Source organism: Cupriavidus pampae (genome assembly GCF_914271485.1).
GTDB classification, from domain to species: Bacteria; Pseudomonadota; Gammaproteobacteria; order Burkholderiales; family Burkholderiaceae; genus Cupriavidus; species Cupriavidus pampae.
On the sequence record NZ_CAJZAG010000010.1, the window covers coordinates 36490 to 58667 of the forward strand.

General features: G+C 64.3%; 19 protein-coding genes and 1 pseudogene. 17 read left to right on the top strand and 3 right to left on the bottom strand.

Features of this window, described 5'->3' with window-relative positions:
- Nucleotides 1–5: 5 nt before the first annotated feature.
- Nucleotides 6–416 carry a RidA family protein gene (locus LDO41_RS24165; RefSeq protein WP_223992926.1) on the bottom strand — a complete coding sequence of 137 codons (411 nt, stop codon included), beginning with the start codon at nt 414–416 and terminating at the stop codon, nt 6–8.
- Between the two features lie 196 nt (nt 417–612).
- Between LDO41_RS24165 and LDO41_RS24170 the strand changes: the two genes are divergently transcribed.
- The 10 genes from LDO41_RS24170 (at nt 613) to LDO41_RS24215 (ending at nt 14361) form a co-directional block, all read left to right on the top strand.
- A complete protein-coding gene (locus LDO41_RS24170; protein WP_223992927.1) occupies nt 613–2979 on the top strand; it encodes a hypothetical protein in 2367 nt (788 codons plus the stop codon).
- A gap of 5 nt (nt 2980–2984) precedes the next feature.
- On the top strand, nt 2985–5354 hold the full coding sequence (locus LDO41_RS24175; RefSeq protein WP_223992928.1) for a hypothetical protein: 2370 nt from the start codon (nt 2985–2987) through the stop codon (nt 5352–5354).
- A 42-nt stretch (nt 5355–5396) separates the two neighbouring features.
- Entirely contained in the window at nt 5397–7712 is a 2316-nt protein-coding gene (locus LDO41_RS24180; protein WP_223992930.1) for a hypothetical protein, read from the top strand.
- A 139-nt stretch (nt 7713–7851) separates the two neighbouring features.
- Nucleotides 7852–9063 carry an efflux RND transporter periplasmic adaptor subunit gene (locus tag LDO41_RS24185; RefSeq protein ID WP_223992932.1) on the top strand — a complete coding sequence of 404 codons (1212 nt, stop codon included), beginning with the start codon at nt 7852–7854 and terminating at the stop codon, nt 9061–9063.
- Complete coding sequence (locus LDO41_RS24190) at nt 9060–9809, top strand: ABC transporter ATP-binding protein (RefSeq protein ID WP_223992933.1); 750 nt, start codon at nt 9060–9062, stop codon at nt 9807–9809. Before LDO41_RS24185 ends, LDO41_RS24190 begins: the two co-directional genes overlap by 4 nt.
- A 13-nt stretch (nt 9810–9822) precedes the next feature.
- Entirely contained in the window at nt 9823–10977 is a 1155-nt protein-coding gene (locus LDO41_RS24195; RefSeq protein WP_223992935.1) for an ABC transporter permease, read from the top strand.
- Nucleotides 10978–11001: 24 nt separating this feature from the next.
- Nucleotides 11002–12168, top strand: a complete 1167-nt coding sequence (locus LDO41_RS24200) for an ABC transporter permease (protein WP_223992937.1) — start codon at nt 11002–11004, stop codon at nt 12166–12168.
- 171 nt (nt 12169–12339) lie between these two features.
- Nucleotides 12340–12726, top strand: coding sequence for a hypothetical protein (locus tag LDO41_RS24205; protein WP_223992938.1), 387 nt, complete (start codon nt 12340–12342; stop codon nt 12724–12726).
- The gene (locus tag LDO41_RS24210; protein WP_223992939.1) at nt 12723–13529 is read left to right on the top strand and encodes a zeta toxin family protein; all 807 of its coding nucleotides are present in this window, start codon (nt 12723–12725) and stop codon (nt 13527–13529) included. The genes LDO41_RS24205 and LDO41_RS24210 overlap by 4 nt, the downstream gene beginning before the upstream one ends.
- 187 nt (nt 13530–13716) lie before the next feature.
- A complete protein-coding gene (locus tag LDO41_RS24215; RefSeq protein ID WP_223992940.1) occupies nt 13717–14361 on the top strand; it encodes a carboxymuconolactone decarboxylase family protein in 645 nt (214 codons plus the stop codon).
- A gap of 48 nt (nt 14362–14409) precedes the next feature.
- Here the strand turns inward: LDO41_RS24215 and LDO41_RS24220 are convergent, their stop codons facing one another.
- Entirely contained in the window at nt 14410–15780 is a 1371-nt protein-coding gene (locus LDO41_RS24220) for a M20/M25/M40 family metallo-hydrolase (protein WP_377743133.1), read from the bottom strand.
- Between the two features lie 247 nt (nt 15781–16027).
- Between LDO41_RS24220 and LDO41_RS24225 the strand changes: the two genes are divergently transcribed.
- From LDO41_RS24225 to LDO41_RS24235, 3 genes and pseudogenes are all read left to right on the top strand, one after another.
- Nucleotides 16028–16294 carry an antitoxin Xre/MbcA/ParS toxin-binding domain-containing protein gene (locus LDO41_RS24225; RefSeq protein WP_223992941.1) on the top strand — a complete coding sequence of 89 codons (267 nt, stop codon included), beginning with the start codon at nt 16028–16030 and terminating at the stop codon, nt 16292–16294.
- Nucleotides 16291–16899, top strand: coding sequence for an RES family NAD+ phosphorylase (locus tag LDO41_RS24230; RefSeq protein ID WP_223992942.1), 609 nt, complete (start codon nt 16291–16293; stop codon nt 16897–16899). Before LDO41_RS24225 ends, LDO41_RS24230 begins: the two co-directional genes overlap by 4 nt.
- Nucleotides 16900–16976: 77 nt before the next feature.
- Nucleotides 16977–17102 (top strand): annotated as a pseudogene (locus tag LDO41_RS24235) (hypothetical protein); the annotation flags it as partial.
- A 41-nt stretch (nt 17103–17143) separates the two neighbouring features.
- On the opposite strand, the gene LDO41_RS24240 reads toward LDO41_RS24235, so the two are convergent.
- Nucleotides 17144–18097 (bottom strand): LysR substrate-binding domain-containing protein, encoded by a 954-nt coding sequence (locus LDO41_RS24240; RefSeq protein WP_223992943.1) that lies wholly within the window; start codon nt 18095–18097, stop codon nt 17144–17146.
- 182 nt (nt 18098–18279) lie between these two features.
- On the opposite strand from LDO41_RS24240, the gene LDO41_RS24245 reads away from it, so the two are divergent.
- The 4 genes from LDO41_RS24245 to LDO41_RS24260 all read left to right on the top strand — a co-directional run bounded on the left by LDO41_RS24245 (nt 18280) and on the right by LDO41_RS24260 (nt 22157).
- The gene (locus LDO41_RS24245) at nt 18280–19512 is read left to right on the top strand and encodes an MFS transporter (RefSeq protein WP_223992945.1); all 1233 of its coding nucleotides are present in this window, start codon (nt 18280–18282) and stop codon (nt 19510–19512) included.
- 138 nt (nt 19513–19650) lie between these two features.
- A complete protein-coding gene (locus tag LDO41_RS24250) occupies nt 19651–20553 on the top strand; it encodes an SDR family NAD(P)-dependent oxidoreductase (RefSeq protein ID WP_223992947.1) in 903 nt (300 codons plus the stop codon).
- Between the two features lie 30 nt (nt 20554–20583).
- Nucleotides 20584–20991, top strand: coding sequence for a Zn-ribbon domain-containing OB-fold protein (locus LDO41_RS24255; protein ID WP_223992949.1), 408 nt, complete (start codon nt 20584–20586; stop codon nt 20989–20991).
- Nucleotides 20988–22157 (top strand): thiolase, encoded by a 1170-nt coding sequence (locus LDO41_RS24260; RefSeq protein ID WP_223992951.1) that lies wholly within the window; start codon nt 20988–20990, stop codon nt 22155–22157. Before LDO41_RS24255 ends, LDO41_RS24260 begins: the two co-directional genes overlap by 4 nt.
- Nucleotides 22158–22178: the final 21 nt, after the last annotated feature.

Sequence of the window (22178 nt, forward strand, 5' to 3'; positions counted from 1 at the left end):
ATCGGTTACGCTCCGGTCGGGCGCACCGCGACCATGTCGATCTCGATCAACGCGCCCTTGGCCAGGCCCGTCACGCCGATGCACGTACGCGCGGGACGGCGGCCCACGGGCCAGTAACCGGCGTAGGTCGTGTTCATGCTGTCGTAGTCGCGCTCGAAATCGGTCAGGTACACCCGTACCTGCACCACATGCTCGAGACCGAGCTTGCAGCCTTCGAGCACCGTGGTCAGGTTCTTCATGACCTGATGGGTCTGCGCCTCGATGCCTTCGGGGTAGCCCGAGTCGAGGCCGGTGCCGATAAACGGCATCTGGCCGGTCACGAACACAAAGCCGTTGGCCTCCACGGCATGGCTGAACGGCGCCACGGGATCCGGCGCGCCGGCAAGCATATGGAAGACGGGGGTGGTTGTGCTCATCGTCAAATCTCTCCTGTAGGCAACGTTGCGATTTACGCATTGTGCAGCAAGTGTCGGACCACCGCGACGCACTGCACTGTCACCGTTCGTACCGCCAATTTCGTAGGTCGGCCATTCTCGCCGCGCGCGCGTGCTTCTAAGGTGGTTGCACGACGACGGTGCATGTCGCACTGTCGAATGCCACAGGAGGATTGCCGTGCAGCGCCTGTCCGCCTTCGTCGCGGTCTTCATCTTGCTGGCTGTGCCCGGTACCGTACTGGCCAGAACCTGCCTGTTTACGGACGCCTCCTTTCTGCCCAGCAGTCTTTGCCTGACCGACGACGACGAGATCGATCTGCAGAGTTACGCCCGTGCGCGCGGGCAGAAGTTCTATCCGGTCGACCGGCTGCTGATGGCACGTGGGGATGTGCTGTACCTCTCGGACAAGCCTCGTCTGGCGGGACGCATCTGGCGAATCGACCGCTCGTTGGATCTGACCGAGATCTCCGCGCTGGGGATCGCCCCCTATTCGACGGCCTCGGCACGGCTTGCGCCCGTCGTCTGCCTGCTGGAAGGCCACCGCTTCGGCGGCGCAAAGATGTGCATGCAGCCTGGGGCGGTGCAACCGACGCTCGGCAAGCTCGAAAGCAGGGTGGCCTCGATCCGTGTCCCCTCCGGGCTCGGCGTGCGGGTCTACACCGAAGCCGGCGGGCGCGGGCGCGGTACCTTCGTACGCCGTAATCAGCATCTGCCTGACCTGCAGCGGCTCGGCCTGGCCAGTAGCATTCGGGCGGTACAGGTAGCGCGCATCAATATCCGCTGCCATGCGGAATGTCCGATCGTGGAATCGGACGCCTATGATCTGCCAACCCTGTTCGGCGATGGCTGGTGGAATCTGGCCGGTGGTCATCCACAGTTCGCTGTCACGCTGCGCGCTGACGCCAGCTCGCGCGCGGTGATCGAGTTCGGCGAAATGCTTTACCTGCAACTGATGGAATCGGAAGCAATGGTCACGACGTTCTGGCCGTATCGTCAGCACGCGCTGTTGCCGATACGGCCAGATGTACGCCATATCACGATTGCATTCGAGTTTCGTCCGGCGGGATCGTTCGATGTTCAGATCGTGCGCAGCGACGAGCAGCGACGCTTTATCGACGCTTCCGCCATCGTTACCCTGCCCTGGCCCGTCAGGCGCTCCGAGATCCTGTCGATTCGCAATGCCAGACCCACGCAGGCGCTCGTGCAGACCTTGCTATCCCTGCAAACTTCGACGCCTGACGCCCGCGCGGCGCGCGGCACGCCTTGCAACAGCGACCCCTTGCTTGGCGTCGGGCACGCGTTCCTCTCCGGCTGCCACGGAAGTGGCAGCGCATTTCCGGCACAGATACCGAAGCCGCCGGCGGCGTTCTCATACGACACCGTTCTGGTCCGGACCTTTGCCAATGCCGGTAATCCGTTGGCAGCCGGTGCCGCGGCGCGCGTCTGCCACGTAACACTCGAACAGCTGTACGGCAGGCGTCCCATGCGCGTCGTCGCGGATTGGTCCGCATGCGTCAGTCGTACCACCCTGATCGTTACGCTATATCAGACGCTTTTCGCCGATCGGTGGAATCTCGGGGACTTCACCGACATCGTGACGGATGCGCTTCACCAAGGCATCACGCCGAGGGTTGGGGACACCGAACTGGCCAGGCAGTTTGTACTCGCCGTGCAGGAGCAGGTGGGCGGCGTGGACCGGCGCCTCGATGATGCCATCGCGGCGTTCCACCAGGCCAATGTCATCCACGCCTACTCGCGCGCCAGGGCGCAGGATATGGAACTCGCGATCGAACGGGCCGAGCAGGCCGGACCGCATGGCTGCACGCGGGGCATTCCGCTCGCCGACTCCGTCTCCGGCCTGCGCGGCGGCACGATGGGCTGGTATCAGGTGGATATCGCCGACTATGTGCCGCGCACGATTATCCCTCGCCTCTGGCGAGACGGCACATTCCACTACATGCACGAATCCTTTACCTATATGGCGGCGGGGGCGGACACGCCGGACCTGATGCTCGCGATCCGCAATCTGATGCAGGACTGGGGTAACACCTATCTGCAGGCATTCGAGGCGGCCTCGGCGCAAGTCGCGTCCGAACCTGAGACCGGCGAACCGCGCGGTGCGGTGGGCGGGCAGCCGCTTGCGGCCCCCCCCACTACGCCCTGTACGCTTACGGACCCCGCCTCCGTCCAGCTTCTGGCGATGTCGGGAAACTCCATCGCGATGGGCATTGCCGAAGCAACGCGCTTCCCAACACGGGCGGACCACTTCGTAGTGGTGTCGTTCCGCGGGCACCCGGTAGCCGTCCTGCAAGGCGTCGTGCCGACGGATGGCTCGCGCATTGCCGAGAGCCGCTTCGTCGTCAGCGCGCCGCTGAACGTACTCGAGCGCTATGCCGACGGGGCTTTGCGGGGCGCGGGCTCGGCGGCCACGCATGCCTTCATCCAGTACGCGTTGAGCCGGAGCATGACGTCGGTCCGCGCCCTGGCGGTGACGGAGCCTTCGGTCACGATCAAGCACCGCGTCGGCTTTCGTCTGATCGATTGACGGCAATGACCGCCCCCCGGCCGAACCCGCACAGGCACCGAGCGGTGCCACACCGGCGCCGCGCCGTCATTCTGTTCGCGCTACTGTGCCTTGTCGGCTCGAGCGACACCAGCGCGCGTGCCTGCCTCTTCGCGATGACGGCCGACGCGCCGCCGAAGCTTTGCCTGCGCGGCGATGACGAGATCGACTTTCAAAACTATGCGCGCACGTTCCGCAGTACGTTCTATCCATTCGAACGCCTCACGCTGGACCCCGGTGATGTCCTGTATCTGTCCGACCGCCCGCGCCTGACGGGCCGACTCTGGCGCATCAGCCAGTCGATGGAGAAAGCGGCCCTGATTGCCGCAGGGATCACGCCCGAGAAAATTGCATCCGCCGTGCTGGCGCCGGTGGCCTGCTTCTATGGTGACGACCGGCTTCGTGGCAAGCAATCCTGCGTGGCGCCGGGGGAGATCGAACCGTCATTCGTGGGGCTCGATGGAAAGATCTCGTCGATCCATGTCCCGTCGGGTCTCGGCGCACGGATCTATACCGAGAACGGCGCGAAAGGGCGTGATGCCGCGCTACGGCGGAGCGTCGATCAGACGGGGCTGCGCAAACTCGGCATGGACGATGCCATCCGCTCGGCACAGATCGCCCGCATCAGTATCCGGTGCCGTACGGACTGTGCCATCCCAGAAGCGGACGCCTACGATCTACCCGCACAGTTCAGCGATGCGTGGACGAATTTCTCACATGGCCATCCGCAGCTCGGCATGACCTTCCGCATCGATGCCGAAGCGAGGGCGATCATCGAGTTCGGCAACGGCCTGTACATCCAGCTGATGCACACAGGCGCGGTCATCACGACGTTCTGGCCCCATCACCATCTCGCCGCGCTATCGAGTCACCACACCGCTCGCTATATAACCGTGGCGATGGAATTCCGGCCGGGCCAGGGCTTCGACGTGCAACTGATTCGCAGTGATGCGGACAGACGCTATATCGACGCGACGCTGATCCACACGCTGCCCTGGCCCACCGGACTCGATCAGGTGATCTCCGTCCGCAATGTGTTCTCGCCGCGCGCGCTGATCCGGGCCGATCTGTCGGTCAACACGGTCGATCCACTGGACCGCGTGACGCGCGACGCTACCTGTCATCGCCAACCCGTGCTGGCGGTGGGCAATGCCTTCCTGCGCGGTTGCGCTCAGGCCGGTGTCACCGAAAGCCCCGTTCCCGTGGCGCAGATACCCGCACCGCCCGCTGACCTCAATCCTCCGGCAACGCTCGTGCGCACGTTCGCCGATGCCGGCAATCCGCTCGCGGTAGCCGCCGCGTCGCGGCTATGCCGTGTATCCATGGATCAGATTTTCAACGCGCGGCCCATGCGCGGCGTCCCCAACTGGTCTGCCTGCGTCAGTCGCACCACACTAATCATCTCGCTCTATCAGACCATGTTTCCGGACCGATGGAACCTCGAGCAATTCAGCAATATCGTCCGGGACGCGCTCGATCACGGGCATATGCCCGACAGCGTGCAGGGTACCCTGCCGGCCACCCAGTTCGTGAATGCCGTCCGGGAACGGGTCAGCGGCGTGGACCGGCGATACGAGGATGCCATCGCGGCATTCCATCAGGCCAACGTCCTCCACGCGTACTCGCTTGCGCGCAACATGGACATGCTCGCGGCACTCGAGCATCCGAGCGAGGAGCATGCACCGGATTGTGCCGCCCTGGCGGGCTCGTCCGAGGCCATCGCGCGCACGCAACGCGGCATGATCGGCGAGTACCTGCTGGATCTGACCGCCTACATATCGCGCACGGTGACGCCGCGCGTGTGGCGGCAGGGTGCACTGCACGATTCGCCCGAGCCCTTTACGTTCGTGCATGCGGGACCACAGGACATGGAACTGCTGGTATCGATCCGGGCCCTTATGCAGAACTGGAGCGATACCTATCTGCGAGAGTTCTCGGCCACGGTACCCCTCGATGTACCTCCCACCGAGGTTTGCTCCGCAGCTTCACCGCAGGCGAACCTCGTTCTGGCGATGTCCGGTGCCTCGATCGCCAACGGCATCGAGGAGGCGACACACGAGGCCGAGACCGGCTCGCATTTCGTCGTGGTGTCGTTTCAGGGATCGCCCGTGGCGGTGCTGTACGGCAAGATTCCCCCTCACGGCGAGTTCGTGGCGGAAAGCCGCTTCCTCGTCAGCGCCCCGCGCAGTGTGCTGGAGCGTCATGCCGAGGGGGCCGTCCGTGGTGCGGGGCTCGCGGCATCGGATGCATTCGTCCGGCATGCCGCAAGCCGCGGGATGACCGCCGTGCGCGCGTACGCCGTCACCGCGCCTTCGGTTGCCATCAAGCATCGCATGGGATATCGCCTTGTCGATTGATGCCACGCTCGCCAGTCGTCGTCGACGCAGTCGGAGCCTTGAATGATCACTCCCTTACCGTTTGCCGTCCTGACCGTCGCCGGACTGATGTTGGCGTGTCCGCTCCCCACATTCGCCGAGCGCGCACCGGATGCCGATGCCTGCGTTGTCATGTCGTTGGCATCGACGCCCCAACCTCCGCGCTGCATGGCGATGGACACCGTGAGCGAATTGCAGACCTCAGGCCAGACCGGACGAGCGGTGCTGGAGGCCGTGCGCATTGCGGGGCGCGGGTCGCTGTTCCTCTCCGACCAGCCCGGCATGGCAGGTCGTCTCTGGAAGGTGTCACGCTCGGGCGATGCGAGTGCACTGTCGCTTCAGGGCGTTCCGCGTGCAGCCATCGCGTCGGCGATGATGGTGCCCGAGGCATGCTTCTACGAAGATGCCGGCTTCAAGAGCCGCACGCGATGCCACGCTCCGGGCCCGGTCGTGGGCGACCTCTTGGTACTGGACCGGATGATCTCCTCGATGCGCGTGCCTCCCGGCCTCGGTGTGCGCACGTTTGTCGGCAAAAACGGTACCGGCAGCATGACCGCATTCACCACGGACACCGATTGGCATGCATTGAAGAAGCGCGGCCTCAACGATGCCATTCGCTCGGTACAGGTGGTGCGCACCCGCTTATGCCCGGAACGCTGCGTCATTGCCGCCGCCGACGCCTATGATCTGCGCGCGATGTTCGGTGCGGACTGGAAGCGCGATGCAAACCGTCTGCCGCAGATCTCCCTGCCGCTGGAGACGGGCCCGGACGCCTACGCCATGATCCGGTACGGCGGTCGCCTCACGATCTCCCACAGCAGCAGCGCGAGCTGGGTGCACGTGCGGGGGCGCGATCGTGGCTCGCTGTTGCTGCCCGGCAATGCGCGTGTGCGGTACACCACAGTGAAGATGGTCTTCCGCGTCGGCGACTCGGTCGACGTTCAGCTGGTGCGCAGCGATGCCGAGCGCCGCTTTATCGATGCCACGCCGATTACGACACTGCCATGGCCGCAACAGTCCGACGAGGTGATCTCGATCCGCAACATGAGCCAGCGCAGCGCGATCGTGCTGGATCGTCCGCGCGCAATCGTGGGATCCGGCACGGATGCGACGGCGGACCCGCTCAAGAGCCTTGGCGAGCGCGCGGTGCTGGCGCAGTACTTCGCCGACGACCGTAACCCGTTGGCGATGTCCGCCGCGGCGCGGGTATGCAGAATTCCGCTGGCCCGACTGTTCTCGATGCCGGGTCCTTCGTTCGCCACAACGCGTGCAAGAAAGGGCATCGGCAACTGGGAGGCCTGTGCCAGCCGCGTGACCACCATTGTCACGCTATATCAGGTGCTGTTTCCCAGAGGGTGGGACATCGCCCGATTTCGCACGGTGATTCGCCGCGTACTCGACCACGGTCTCGTGCAACGGGAAGCCGGCACGGATGCGGAGGAAGCCGAGTTCGTGACCGCGATCCGCGAGCAGACCGATACCGAGGACACGCGGCTTGCCGATGCCGTGCTCGGGTTCCACATGGCCAACGTCATCCGCGCGTATTCATTGGCCGCCCGGATCGATCTCGAACCGCTGGCCGCCGATCGTGAGGCGCTCGGCGCGGTCGCCTGCCGCACGCCAGGCGGCCAGGCCGGCGTATCTGAGGCCGGCGCCAACACACTGGGCTGGTATCGGTACGACCTGAACGACTATGTTTACCGCGTGGTGCTGCCACAGGAGCGGCGTCATGGCACGCCCTCGCAGCTACTCAACGAACCGTTCGTCATCAGTGTCGCAACACGCGAAGATACCAGTGACATCATGGCGCTTCGTGTGGAAATGTATGAATGGCAGCTGCGATACATGCAGGCGCTGCTGCCGGGCACTCAGATTCCCACACACGGCTTCCGGCCGGAGCTGCCCGATTCGCCGGCGCCGCGTGTCCATTCGTCTCCCTGCCGTCCCGACCTGCCCCATGCCGGCCGGGACTTCCTCGCCGCGACAGGTTATTCGATGACTCAGGGGATCGACGACGCGCTGCGGCACGCGTACGCGCGCACTTACGCGGATAGCGTCTTCGTGACGGTGTTCTTTCGCCGCCAGCCGGTTGCGGTGCTCTATGGCCAGATCCCACTGACCGGTTCCACCGAAGCCGAAGTCCTCATGCTGGTCAGCGCGCCCGAGAACGTCCTTGAGCCGAGGCGGGACGGCGCGATTCGTGGCGCAGGCGCTGCCGCGCTCAACTATTTCATCCAGCATGCCCGCAGCCAGGGCATGACCGCGGTGCGTGTGCAGGCCATTTCCGGACCGGCGACCAAGGTTACCAAGGCGGGCTTCCGGCTCGATGACGAGCTGTAGCTTGCCAGCTCCGGCCTTCGGGGGGGCCGGGACCGCCGTGCGACCGACGCTATACTTCGGGGGGCGCAATCATTTCCGACGGTGGCGCCTCACGCAGCGCCTCCGACAGCGCCCACACAACGGCAACAGGTTCCGTCAATTGGCTGATCAAGATCTATCGAAGCTGAAAATCGACCGCCGCGCGCCCGCCGCGGCGCCGCGCCGTCGGCGTCCCTGGCTGCGTTACGCGGCCGTCGTCGTCGTGCTGCTGGTGCTCGCCGGCATTGCCATGCGGCTGGCCGGTCCGCAGGCCGTGGAGACCGCCACCGTCACCACCGCCTATCCCACGCAGAACTACACGCTGCTCAACGCCACGGGCTATGTCGTGCCACAACGCAAGGCGGCGGTCGCCTCGAAGGCGCAGGGTCGCCTCGAATGGCTCGGCGTGCTCGAAGGCTCGCGCGTCAAGCGCGACGAGATCATCGCGCGGCTCGAGAGCCGCGACGTAGAGGCCTCGCTCGCCCAGGCCACCGCGCAGGTCAAGGTAGCCCGCGCCAACCTCGAACTACAGCAGGCGGAGCTGCGCGACGCGGAGATCAGCCTGCGCCGGTCGCAGACGCTATTGGAGCCGAAGGCAATCTCGCAGGCCCAGTACGACGCCGATCTGGCGCGCTACAACAAGGCCAAGGCCTCCGTCAGCAGCGCCGCCGCATCGATCGTATCGTCCCAGGCCAATGCGCAGGCCGCGCAGGTATCGGTGGATCAGACCGTGATTCGCGCCCCGTTCGACGGCGTGGTGCTGACCAAGCAGGCCAACGTCGGTGACAACATCACGCCGTTCTCGCAGGCATCCGATACCAAGGGCGCGGTGGTGTCGATCGCGGATATGGATACGCTCGAGGTCGAGGCCGACGTGGCCGAGTCGAATATCGCGAAGATCACGCTAAACCAGAATTGCGAACTGTTGCTGGACGCGTTGCCCGACACGCGCTTTGCGGGGCAGGTGTCGCGCATCGTGCCGACCGTGGATCGCGCCAAGGCAACCGTGCTGGTCAAGGTGCGCTTCGTCGATCGCGACGCGCGCGTGCTGCCCGACATGAGCGCCAAGATCGCCTTCCTGTCGAAGGCCGCGCCCCCCGAGGATCGCAAGGCGGTCACTGCGGTACAGCCCGGCGCGGTGGTCTCGCGCGACGGCAAGCAGGTGGTATTCGTGATTCGCGACGGCAAGGCGGCCGAAGTGCCGGTGACCGCCGGTGCCAAAGTCGGCGATCTGCTCTCTGTGCAGGGTGTGAAGCCGGGCGACGTCGTGGTGCTGTCGCCGGGCGAGAAACTGCAGGATGGCGCGCGCGTCAGCGTGGCAAAGAAGGCATGAACTCGCCCTCGGACAACCCGGCCAAGGCGACCATATCGACCACGGCGACGCCCCTCGTCGATATCCGTCATGTCGCCAAGTCCTATCGGCGCGGCGCGCAGACGGTGCCGGTGCTGACCGACATCACGCTCGAGATCGCCGAGGGCGACTTTATCTCGCTGATGGGACCATCGGGCTCGGGCAAGAGCACGCTGCTGAATCTGATCGCGGGCATTGACCGGCCTGACAGCGGCGAGTTGCTGGTGGCGGGGCTCGATATCTCGCGGCTACCGGAATCCGCGCTGGCGGAATGGCGCGCCGCGCATGTGGGCTTTATCTTCCAGTTCTACAACCTGATGCCGGTCCTGACGGCATTCGAAAATGTCGAACTGCCGCTGATGATGACGCGACTGTCGCGCGCGGAGCGCAAGGAGCGCGTGGAACTGGTGCTCGACATGGTCAACCTCGCCGACCGCATGGACCACTATCCGTCCGAGCTGTCGGGTGGCCAGCAGCAGCGTGTGGCCATCGCGCGCGCGCTGATTACCGATCCGATGCTGATCGTCGCCGACGAGCCCACCGGCGATCTGGATCGTACCTCCGCGAGCGAAATCCTGGCGATGATGCAGCGGCTCAACGGCGATCTCGGCAAGACCATCATCATGGTCACGCACGACGCGCATGCGGCCAACGCGGCGAAGTCGCTCGTACACCTCGAAAAGGGCGAGCTAAGCCGCGGGGAGCTGGATCGAGAGGGACACCGCTGAGCGGACCATTGCCATGTATGTGCTCAAGCTGATCTCCCGCAACCTGCTGCGCCACAAGCTGCGCACCTCGCTGACGCTGCTTGGGCTCGTCATTGCAGTGCTGGCGTTCGGCCTGCTGCAAACCGTGGTGGACGCCTGGTACGCGGGCGCGGCGGCGGCCTCCAATGCGCGGCTCGTGACGCGCAACGCCATCTCGCTGGTGTTTCCGCTGCCGCTCAGCTACGAGAATCGCATCCGCGGCGTGGACGGCGTGACGCTGATCGCACGCTCGAGCTGGTTCGGTGGCACCTATCGGGATCCCAAGAATTTCTTCGCGCAGTTCGCGGTGTCGGACAACTACCTCGACCTCTACCCGGAGTTCGTGCTGCCCGAGGCGCAGCGCGCCGATTACCGGCGCGACCGCAAGGGCGCGCTGATCGGGCGCCAGCTCGCGGATCAGTTCGGCTTCAAGATTGGCGATGTGATTCCGATCAAGGGCACGATTTATCCGGGAACGTGGGAGTTCGTGGTACGAGGCATCTTCGACGGCCGCGATGCCAGCACCATTACGCGCACGATGCTCTTCCATTACGACTACCTCAATGAGACCGTGCGCAAGCGGACGGGGCGTCAGGTGGATCAGGTTGGCGTGTTCATCCTCGGCGTGGCCGACCCGGATAACGCCGCCACGATCTCGCGCAATGTGGATGCGGTGTTCCACAATTCGCTCGCGGAAACGCTGACGGAGACCGAGCAGGCGTTCCAGCTCGGTTTTGTCGCGATGTCCAACCAGATCATCGCCGCGATCCGCCTCGTGTCCTATGTCGTCATCGTCATCATCATGGCGGTGATGGCCAATGCAATGGCCATGAGCGCGCGCGAGCGCACGGTCGAGTACGCCACGCTCAAGGCGCTGGGCTTCGGCCCCGGCTTTCTGGCGCTGATCGTGTTCGGCGAGTCGATCCTGATGGGGCTGGTCGGCGGTGCCATTGGCATGCTGGCCACGCCGCCACTGGCCGCGATCTTCAAGCAGGCCGTGGGCGGCGTGCTGCCGGTATTCAGTGTCTCGCGCGAGACCATGCAGATGCAGGCGCTGTGCGCGCTCGTGGTCGGCGTGGTGGCGGGCATCGTGCCGGCCATCCAGGCCGCGCGCGTGCGTATCGTCGAGGGCCTGCGGGCCATCGGCTGACGGGCCGGCGAGGATGCACTAGCCATGGCGATTCCGTTCTCTTACATCGCGCGCAACCTGTGGGCGCGCCGGCTGACCACCGCGCTGACCGCCGGCGGGCTCGCGCTGGTGGTCTTCGTCTACGCGACGATGCTGATGCTCGATGCGGGGCTCAAGCAGACGCTGGTCACCACCGGCGAGCAGGACAACGTGGTGGTGATTCGCAAGGGCGCGGATACCGAGATCCAGAGCGCGATCTATCGCGACCAGGCGAGCATCATGGAGATGCATCCGGCGGTGGCGCTCGGGGGCGATGGGCGGCCGATGTCCTCGAAGGAGGCGGTGGTACTGATCTCGCTGAACAAGATTGGCTCAGACAAGGCGTCCAACGTCGTGATCCGTGGCGTATCGCCCAAGGGTCTGGAACTGCGTCCGCAGATCCGTCTGATCGCGGGGCGGATGTTTCGCCCTGGCTCGTCGGAGATCATCGTTGGCAGCAGCATTGCCAAGGGCTTCAGCAGCATGGAGATTGGCGAGCATCTGCACTTCGCCCAGCGCGACTGGACCGTGGTCGGGCACTTCGATGCGGGCGGCAGCGGGTTCGACTCCGAGATCTGGGGCGATGTCGATCAGCTGATGCAGGCCTTCCGGCGCACCAACTATTCGGCGATGGTTGTGCGGCTGGGGCGCAGCGACCAGTTCGAGCGCTTTCGCGCGGATATCGACGTCGATCCGCGACTGGCCAACGAGGCCAAGCGCGAGCAGACTTTCTACGGCGATCAGTCGCGCGCGCTGTCCACGTTCATCAACCTCCTCGGCGTCACGCTCACGACGATTTTCTCGATTGCCGCGATGATCGGCGCGATGATCACGATGTATGCCTCGGTGGCGAACCGCGTGGCCGAAATCGGCACCCTGCGCGCGCTGGGCTTCAAGCGCGCAAACGTGCTGGTGGCATTCCTGATCGAGGCCGTCCTATTGGGCCTCGTCGGTGGCATTGCGGGCCTTGCCGGTGCGGCGTTGATGCAGTTTGCGTCGTTCTCGACGACCAATTTCCAGACCTTTGCGGACCTCTCGTTCCGCTTCCTGCTGACCCCGTCGGTCATCGTGCGCACGCTGCTGTTCTCGATGACCATGGGCCTGATCGGCGGCTTCCTGCCAGCGCTGCGCGCCGCCCGCATGAACATCGTCGACGCGCTACGCGCCCGCTGACACCGCACGTTTTTCTCTCCTCCCCGCTTAACTTCGCTGATCGGCTACGCAAAACACACGATTCACGTGTCAGTTTGTGTCGACGCGCGCATACGCACCACATTCGGCGCAGAATGCCTTTCAGCGTTGGACGGGGGTCTACGAACAGTTTCAACCTTGGAGAGAAAAGCCATGTCGAACATGAAAAGCATCGCAGAGGTCAGCGACACCGGTGCCACTCACAACGTGGACGCTAAGGCGATGGCACGCGGCGTACCTGAAGCGGAACCGGAGGAAGTATGCGAGTACGTGACGTCCACATGCGGGTCGGTCACGGTTGTTGTCAGGAAGCCGACCGAGGAGGAGGTTCAGGAAGGCATTCGCGAGAGTGCCAGAGTTATGCGAGCGTTCTTCGCACAGATCGGCCGTGTGGGCGTGACCCTTCCTTATGGTGAAGACGTCCCGATCTGGGTCGCCGATCCCGAGGATCCCACCCGCGTGGTGCGCTACTACCGGGACCAGAGCGAGCGTGGCTATTTTCTTGGCGAGGCCTTCGTGCTTGAGGAGGTGCCGGCATGAGCGATCTGCCATGGAACCGGACGTTCGATGGGCAGATGCTGGCCACCATTTGCAATCGGACGACCGGCAGACCCCTGGCCATCATCGTCGCTGGCCACAATGGCTCCGGCAAATCAGCCATGTGGTATGAGCGGTTGGCGGATGAGCTGAAGGTCCCGATGATCAACGCCGACCGCATGATGGCGTCAATCCTGCCGGAGCCCAACGCGGCCGGTCAGCTGCGGCCGTGGGCTAAACGTTTGCGGGACCGCAGCACGCGCTGGATGTCGATTTCGCAGAAGGGCGTCGAAAGTTTTACCGCGCACGCCGCGGCGGACTCTGCCCCATTTGCGATCGAGACCGTCTTTTCATACTGGCGCAAGCGCTTCGATGGGACGCACGCAAGCAAGGCGGACCTGATTCGCATGCTGCAGGCGAGGGGCTACTTCGTCGTACTAACGTTTGTCGGGCTGGCCAGTCCTACCTTGTCGTGCGCTCGCGTCGCGTTGCGCGTATCGAGAGGCGGGCATGATGTCGCGCGCGCCAAACTGTTCAGTCGGTTTGCTCGCACGCAGCAGGCCATTCGACATGCCATTCCGCTCGCTGACGCCGTCGTGCTGGTGGACAACAGTCGGGATACTTCAAGGGCCTTCACCACGAGTTATGTCACGCTGGGGACGAAGGTGCTGTACGACATCCGAACTGAGGTAGCCCCTCCCTCGGAGATACGAGCGTGGCTCGATGTTGTCGTACCGGAAGCCGGGTCGCTCCCGCCATCCCTTGCCGGGATGGCGCCCCACGCCAACGGGGCCTTTACGCATTAGCGGGAAGCGTAGGAGGGTCATGAGGCGTCACGGGCGCGGCGGCTGTCCGCCGCGCCCATCGGCCCGATGCTACTCCCCGTTCACGCAGGCTTTCCGCTCTTGGCGTCTGACGAATGCTGCAGCAGAATAGCTACGCCCGTCATCACCCGACTGGATGATGGGGGAAAACAACACTCTCCGAGACACCATGACTTTCAAGCACGCCCTGATGGCCGCCACGCTCGCCGCGTTGGTCGGCAATGCTTTTGCCGCCGAAGACCGCATGCCGCCGATTCCGGCTGACAAGCTCTCCGATGCGCAGAAGAAATCGATCGAACTGCTATCCGAGGGCGCCCCGGCGGGCGGCGCACCGCGCAATGTCGGCGCGGGACCATGGGTGCCCCTGCTGCGTAGCCCGGAGCTGCTGAACCGACTGCAACGCATGGGTTCGTACCTGCGCTATGAAAGCGCGTTTGATCCACGGCTGAGCGAGTTCGTGATCCTACTGACCGCGCGCGACTGGAGCAATCAGTACGAGTGGCTCGCACACCAGAAGCTCGCGTTGAAGGCGGGTGTGACACCGGCGGTGACGCAGGCGATTGCCGAGGGTCGTCGGCCCACGGGCATGACCGCCGACGAAGAGATGGTCTACGACTTTATCGACGAGTTGCTGCGCAATCGCAGCGTGAGCGATCCGACCTATGCGCGGATCAAGGACCGCTTTGGCGAGCGTGGCGTGATCGACCTGATCGCGATCAACGGCTACTACAGCATGCTGGCCGCGGTGCTCAACGTTGCGCAGAGCCCGCTGCCGGGCGGCGCGCCTCAGCAGATTCCGACATTGCCGCGATAAAGATTGCTCCATCTCCCTCTGCCCGAGGGAGATGGAACGAAACACAGCTTAACGCGCGCGCTTCGGCAGAACCGGCTGCACCACGCCGTCCACACCGACCAGGCCCAGCACCGTCGTCATCGCCAGCTGCGCGCCTTCCCAGGCATTGGTGGGATCGAACCACTCGTCGCGCGAATGCGAGCCACCGGCCTTGCCGCCGCTACCGAGAATGACCGCCGGAATGCCCAGCGACATCGGCACGTTCGCATCGGTACTGCCGCCACGCAGCGAGGGCTTCTCCTTACCGTTACCTTGAATCACACGCACCGCGGACTGCACGATCAGCGAGTCGGTCGCGGTCTGACCGGCGGGACGATCGCCGATCAGCTTCTTGTCGAAGGTGATCTGGTTCTTGCCTTCGGCGGACCAGCGCTTGTTCTCCTCGCTCACACCAGCCTCGATGGCCGCCATGATCTGTTTCTCGGTTTCAAGCAGTGCGGGAGTGCCATTCGAGCGGATATCAATCGCGATACGCGCGTCGCCGGCAATGGCGTTCACCGATGTGCCGCCACCGACGGTGCCGACCGTGAAGGTAGTCTTCGGATCGGTAGGGGTGCGCACATCGCTGATCTTGCCCACCGCGCGGCCCATCGCATGGATCGCGCTCGGCAGGCCGAACGCGCCAAAGCTGTGGCCGCCGGGGCCGCGGAACGTGACTTCGTAGCGATGGCTGCCGGTACCCTGCGTCAACACGCTGCCGCCGGTGCCGGGCTCCAGCCCAACCATGCCGTCGATGTCCGGATGGTCGCGGAACAGCGCCTTCATGCCGCGCAGGTTGCCGAGCTCTTCCTCGCCAACGTTACCGACGAACACGATATCGCCGACGGTGCGCACCTTGTTGTCGTTGAGCACCTTGATCATCGACAGCAGCACGGCGAGGCCGCGTGTGTCATCGGCGATGCCCGGCGCATACAGCTTGCCATCGCGCTCCTTGACGGTGACGTCGGTGCCTTCCGGAAATACGGTATCGAGGTGAGCCGACACGACAATGCGTGGACCGTTGCCGGTGCCCTTGCGCACGCCGATCGCATTGCCTTCGCTGTCCATATGCGCATCGGCAAGCCCCAACGCCTTGAGCCGCGACAGGAAATACTCGGCGCGTACCTTCTCCTTGAACGGCGGCGACGGGATCTGCACCATCGTCTTCAGTTCGGCAAGCGTGCGCGCGTCATCGGCCTGGAGGTCCGCCAGCACCTTCTTCACCAGCGGCGCACTCTCGAGCCGCGTGTAGGTGCCATCCACGGCAGGCGAGACAGGGCCAACGGGAAACGTTTGCGCGCTGACGCCACTGGCTGCTAGCGCAAGCAAGGCGGCGCAGGGCGCGGCAACCATCGACGAACGGACCGACTGCAAGGCGTTGAAGCGAATTCGATATGTCATGGGGGCGCATCTCGTGTGGGTGAGACATGCGATTCTGCCAGCACCCACGTGTTGAGGCGAACACCTGTCTCGCCACGGCAACGCCTGTTCACACGCGCCCCTCTTCCGCTTGACGATCTCGTTCCGAGAAAAGATGAGACAACTCTGATTTTGCGTGGCGGTGCGCTTTTTCGAGCGAATCGATTGGACAATCGTTCGTGCACCATGCGTCCGTATTGGTGCCAACCCATCACGCCAGGAGGTAGCCATGCACTACAACAACGCACGATCGAGATTCAGCGTCGCCGAACAACTGGAACGTAGCGCACTGTTGTTAGAGCTCGTGCGCGATGTCCAGGAAGCTGCTGACGAATCCGGGAGGAATGTCGATGCCATCCGCTGCGTGGAGGAATGGCTGCGCTATCCGCTGCCGCTGTTCCGGGGCCAGTGCGCTCTGGAGTTGATGGAAACCCGCGAAGGCCGGGAGAAGATTCGCTATCTGATGCGAGTTGATCGTGGGGAGACGTGTGTATGACGGTATCAGTCTGGAGAATAGCGAGGGAGACGCCTGAGTACGCGTCAGATGCGATGACCGGCGACGGCGCGCGCATTGGCGGAGGCCGCTGGAACCCGCGAGGTATGCCGGTCGTCTACACCGCTTGCAACGTATCGCTGGCATGCCTGGAGTCGTCTGCGCATCTGTCGGCAGCATCCACTCAACGTGACCGATTTCTGATACGAATCGATGTCCCGATCGCGATTTGGGAGCGCGCGAGGGTTTTGACGTGTGAGACTGCACCTGTCGGCTGGGATGCCGTACCCGCAGCCCTGACGAGCTTGGATTTGGGCCGCAAGTGGTTGCTGGATCCGGAGGGCCCCGCCCTGCTTCGCGTACCCTCATCAGTGATTCCGGAGGAGAGCAACATCCTGATCAATCCGTCTCATCCGGATGCCAAAGAGCTTAAGACAGTCAAGCTCAGGCTGTGGCATTACGACGATCGCGTTTTCGGCAACATCCCGGATGTGGGCGTGCCGATCTTCAATGACGGCAAGCTGGTCATCGAAGCCGATGTCAATCTGTACATGGTGGCTCACGCGCGGGATCGTCCGGGTGCATCGGGGCATGCGCATCCGGCATAGTTGAGCGACGCATTGATCATGGCAGGTCGGTCGTGAGGACTCCACACTGAAGGCGTCCACTGGAGCTTCCCATGTACATGATCCTTACCGACCGATCCTGCATTGCGCTCTTGCTTCGGCCCGGGGCGGTGCTGCGTTGCCGTCGGGGCACGCTGTGGCTGACCATGGAGACGCGCGAGCGGCGGCAGGCGGAGGATGTGGTGCTCGCGCGCGGCGACTGTTACCGCGTCACCGCATCGGGCAGTTATTTCGTGAGCGCGCCCGGTGGCGGGACCGCCGTGTGCGGTATTGACGTGCCAACCTTCGCGGCTTCGCTACGAATCCAATCCGCGACACGCCGCACGTCCTCGCGCGGATGGGCGTTCGCGTGGATGAGCCAGTAGGCGTTGGGACTTGGCACCGTGTTGGCCAGCGCGGACACCACTGCCAGTTGGCCGCCTTCGATCAGCGGCTGGATCAACTCCAGCCGACCCAGCGCCACCCCCTGCCCTGCCAGCGCCGCGTGGATGGTCTGGTCATAGAGATTGAAACGCAGGATGCCTCGCTTGCTGGCCTGACGAAAGCCGCGTTGATTGAGCCAGCTGCGCCACTGCAACCACGGTCGCGGGTCGTCGAAGTCCAGCAGCGGATATCGCGCGAGATCGTCGACTTTCTCAACCGCCTCCACGCCTAGCGACGGATGCGCGACCGGCGCGATGGTCTCGCCAAACAGTCGCAATGCATCGACCGGCGCCGCAGCTTCGCGACAGTAACGCACCGCAAGGTCGATGCCGTCAGCACGCAGATCGCTGATCTGGTTATTGGCGGAGAGCCGCACATCGAGGTGCGGATATCTGCGTTGCAACGAATTGAGCCGCGGCAACAGCCACAACCCCGCCACACCGATACTAGCGGTAACGGTCACGGGCTGATGCCCCTCGCCACGCCGAATCTCGGCGGCGACATCCTGCATCTGCTGCAACGCCGCATCGGCCGTGCGGAACAGACGCTCGCCTTCCGGCGTGAAAGCCACGCCACGATGCTGGCGCACGAATAACTGCACGCCGAGCTGCTCCTCCAGTGCACGCACCTGTCGGCTCACCGCCGATTGCGTCAGACACAGGTCGTCCGCGGCCTGCGTCACGCTCATGCGACGGCCGACGGCCACAAACCCCTTGAGCAAATCCAGCGAGAACAACCTTGCAAGCGCGACGGACATGCAAAGACCTCATGCGTGAAGGTGGAATGGTGGCATTACAGCACGATGTGAAGCCACCCTGCCCAACTTCCGCCAGCGATTTGCCATGCACAGACGGAATGTCAAAGCGTCGCAATTTTTGTTTGCGTACGGCCGCGGCGTCGCCTGAAATAGGGTCATCGCCCAACCCACACCAATCGCTCATGAAACCCTCCCCGCAACACTGGTGGCAACAGACCTGGGGCCTCGTGCTCGCGGGCGGCCTGATCATGGGCATCGCGCTGGGTGTGCGCCACGTGCAGGGCATGTTCCTGCTGCCGATCATCATGGATCGCGGCTGGACTCGAGAGAGCTTCGGTTTCGCGATGGCCGTGCAGAACCTCACGTGGGGTCTCGCCCAGCCGCTCACCGGCATGCTTGCCGATCGCTTCGGTTCATGGAAAGTCATGGTCGGCGGCATGCTGCTATACGCCGTGGGCCTGATCACCATGACCCACGCCACCAATGTGCAGACCTTCGTGTGGACCGCCGGCGTCTGCATCGGCATTGCGCAGTCGGGCACCACGTTCGGCGTGGTCTACGGCGCATTGAGCCGCATGGTCCCACCCGCGCGACGCAGCTGGGCCCTTGGCGTGGCCGGCGCCATCGGCGGCATCGGGCAGTTTCTGCTGGTACCGGCCGCGCAGGCGATGCTGTCCGGCCTGGGATGGGCTGGCGCGCTGGTCTGGTTCGCCATCGTGGCACTGGCGCTGCTGCCGATGGGCCTGCCATTCCATGACAAGCAGAACAGTCAGTCCCACGACGCCACCGCAGACCATCCCCGGTTACTGCCGGCCTTGCGCGAGGCATTCAGCCACTCCGGCTTCTGGCTGCTGAACCTCGGCTTTCTGGCGTGCGGATTCCAGCTGGCGTTCATCGCCAACCACCTGCCGGCATACCTCGTCGACAAGGGCATGCCGCCGCGCGATGGCATGGTGGCGCTCGCAATCATCGCGCTATCCAACGTGCTCGGCATCTACGTGTTCGGGTTGCTCGGCGGCCGCTATCCCCGCAAGTACACGTTATCGATGATCTATCTGGCGCGCAGCGCAGCCATGGCGTTGTTCGTGCTGCTGCCGCTCAGCGCGTTCAGCCTGTATGCATTCGCCGCGGCGATGGGCCTGCTTTGGCTCGGCACCGTGCCGCTGACCAACGGCATCGTGTCGCAGATCTTCGGGGTGCGCTACCTCGCCACGTTGTTCGGCTTCGTGTTCTTTGGGCACCAGCTCGGCTCGTTCCTCGGCGTCTGGCTCGGCGGCGTGGTCTTCGAGTCGACGCATTCCTACGACCTCGTATGGCTGTGCGCCATGGCACTCGGCGTCATCGCCGCGGCCCTGCACTGGCCGATCGACGATCGCGAACTTGTGCGCGCCACGCCGGGATTCGCCATGCGCTGATCCCGCATCTATCAGGCGGCGCCAGCATCACACACGACGCTTCTTGCATCCGTCTTGACTTCCATATGTCCATGCCACAGAATATGTTCGAACATAAAGATTTGAACGCAACGGTTCGAACACAGCGAGGCAGACAGCATGGAAGGCAAGGTAGTGGTGGTAACGGGCGCGTGCGGCGGCATTGGCCGTGGGATTGCATTGGCGCTGGCGAAGGCGGGCGCAAGCGTCGTCGTCAATGACGTCGGCGTGTCGCTCACCGGACAAGGCGGCGACGGCACCGTCACCGATCGTCTGGTCGAGGAGATCCGTGCGGCGGGCGGCACCGCCGTCGCCAATACGGACAGCGTGACCACCTGGCAGGGCGCCGCGAATATCGTGGCCAGCGCGCTCGATCATTACGGACGCATCGACGGCATCGTCAACAACGCCGGCAACCTGCGCGACCGCTTCTTCCACAATATGAACGAGGAAGAGTGGCGCGCCGTCATCGACGTGCACCTGCACGGCACCTTCTTCGTCAGTCGCGCCGCCGCACCCCATTTCAAAGTGCAGAACAGCGGTTCCTACGTGCACATGACGTCCACGTCGGGGTTGATCGGCAACTTCGGACAAGCCAACTATTCCGCCGCCAAGCTCGGCATCGCCGCGCTGTCGAAGTCCATCGCGCTGGACATGCAGAAGTTCAACGTGCGCTCGAACTGCATCGCGCCGTTCGCGTGGAGCCGCATGACGGACTCGATCCCGGCCACCACGCCCGAGGAAGCCGCGCGCGTGGAAAAACTCAAGAAGATGGAGGCGCACAAGATCGCGCCGATGGCCGTGTATCTGGTCAGCGATGCGGCCAGTGCGGTGACCGGTCAGATCTTCGGCGTGCGCGCCAACGAGATCCTGCTGTTCAGCCAGCCCCGGCCCGTGCGCTCCGTTCATTGCAGCGAAGGCTGGACCCCCGAGCGCATCGCCGAGGTGGCGATTCCCGCCATGCAGACCAGCTTTCACGAACTCGAGCGCTCGCCCGACGTGGTGTGCTGGGACCCGATTTGATTCGTACAAGCAGACACCACGAGACAGACCATGCCCAAACCCGCACCTCAGGACGGCACGCAGCCCGTCGGTCCTGAACAGACCTATTTCCGTTATCTGCAGTCAGGCGAATGGCGCGTGCCGCAATGCCAGAGCTGCCGCACGTTCGTGTTCTTCCCGCGCGTGAACTGCCTTGCATGCGGCAGTGAAGCCTTCGATTGGGTCGCGCCAGCCGGTGGCGGCACCATTTACTCGACGACGGTCATGCGTCGCCCCGCCGAAGCCGGTGGTGACCGCAACCTGTGCCTCGTCGACCTCGACGAAGGCTTCCGCATGATGAGCCAGATAGACGGCGTCGAAGCCAGCGTACCGAAGATCGGTGATCGCGTGCGCGCCACGCTGCGCAACGACAACGACAGCCACCTCGTGGTGTTCCAACTTACCGAGGCATCGGCATGAGCGATTCCCATCTGCGCGGCGCTACCGCAATCGTCGGTGTGGGTCAGGCTGGCATGGGCACTGCCCACGGCTTTACCGAAATGGAAATCCTCGCCCAGGCCGCCGCGCGCGCGGTGGCCGACGCCGGCATGACGATGGCCGAGATCGATGGTCTGTGCACCTGCAGTGCCTCCGCCACGATGTGGGGCATGCCGGTCGCCGAGTATCTCGGCATCCGTCCGACCTTCCTCGACAGCACGATGCTCGGCGGCTCCAGCTTCGTCGCGCAGTTACTGCCGGCGATGCATGCACTGGCCTCGGGCGAATGCAATGCCGTGCTGGTCTGCTACGGCAGCACGCAACGCACGGGTGCCGTCGATCGCGCGGCCGTGACCAAGATGCGTCAGGTCCTCGACCCCCAGCCCTATGAGACCCCCTACCAGCCCATGCAGCCGATCAGCGCCTACGCGCTGGCCACCGCGCGGCATATGGCGCAATACGGCACCACACGCGAACAATTGGCCGAAGTCGCCGTAGCCGCGCGTGGCTGGGCGCAATTGAATCCGGAGGCGTTCTCGCGCGATCCGCTGACCATCGACGACGTGCTGTCCTCGCGCATGATCTGCGACCCGCTGACCATCCGCGACTGCTGCCTGCTGACCGACGGCGCCGGCGCCTTCGTGCTGGTGCGTGCCGATCGCGCACGCGACACACCACATAAGCCCGCCTATGTGCTTGGCAACGCGAGCGCGATCTGGCATCGCCAGATCTCGTCGATGCCAGACCTGACGGTCACCGCGGCACAGGAGTCCGGCGCACGTGCCTATCGCATGGCTGGTGTCAGCAAGGACGATATCGACCTGCTGTGCCTGTACGACGCGTTCACGATCAACACGATCCTCTTCCTCGAGGATCTTGGCTTCTGCCCGAAGGGCGAAGGCGGGAATTTCGTCAGCGGCGGCAATATCGCGCCGGGCGGCTCGCTACCGGTCAACACCAACGGCGGCGGCCTCTCGTTCGGGCATCCGGGCATGTACGGCGTATTCCTCGTCATCGAGGCGGTGCGGCAGTTGCGCGGCGAAGCCGGTGCGCGCCAGCAACACGCCGAGATCGCGCTGGTGCACGGCAACGGCGCCACGCTGTCCAGCCAGTCCACTGCAATTCTCGGCACCGCGGCCGCGCTGTAACACATCGCCACAGGGAACGAC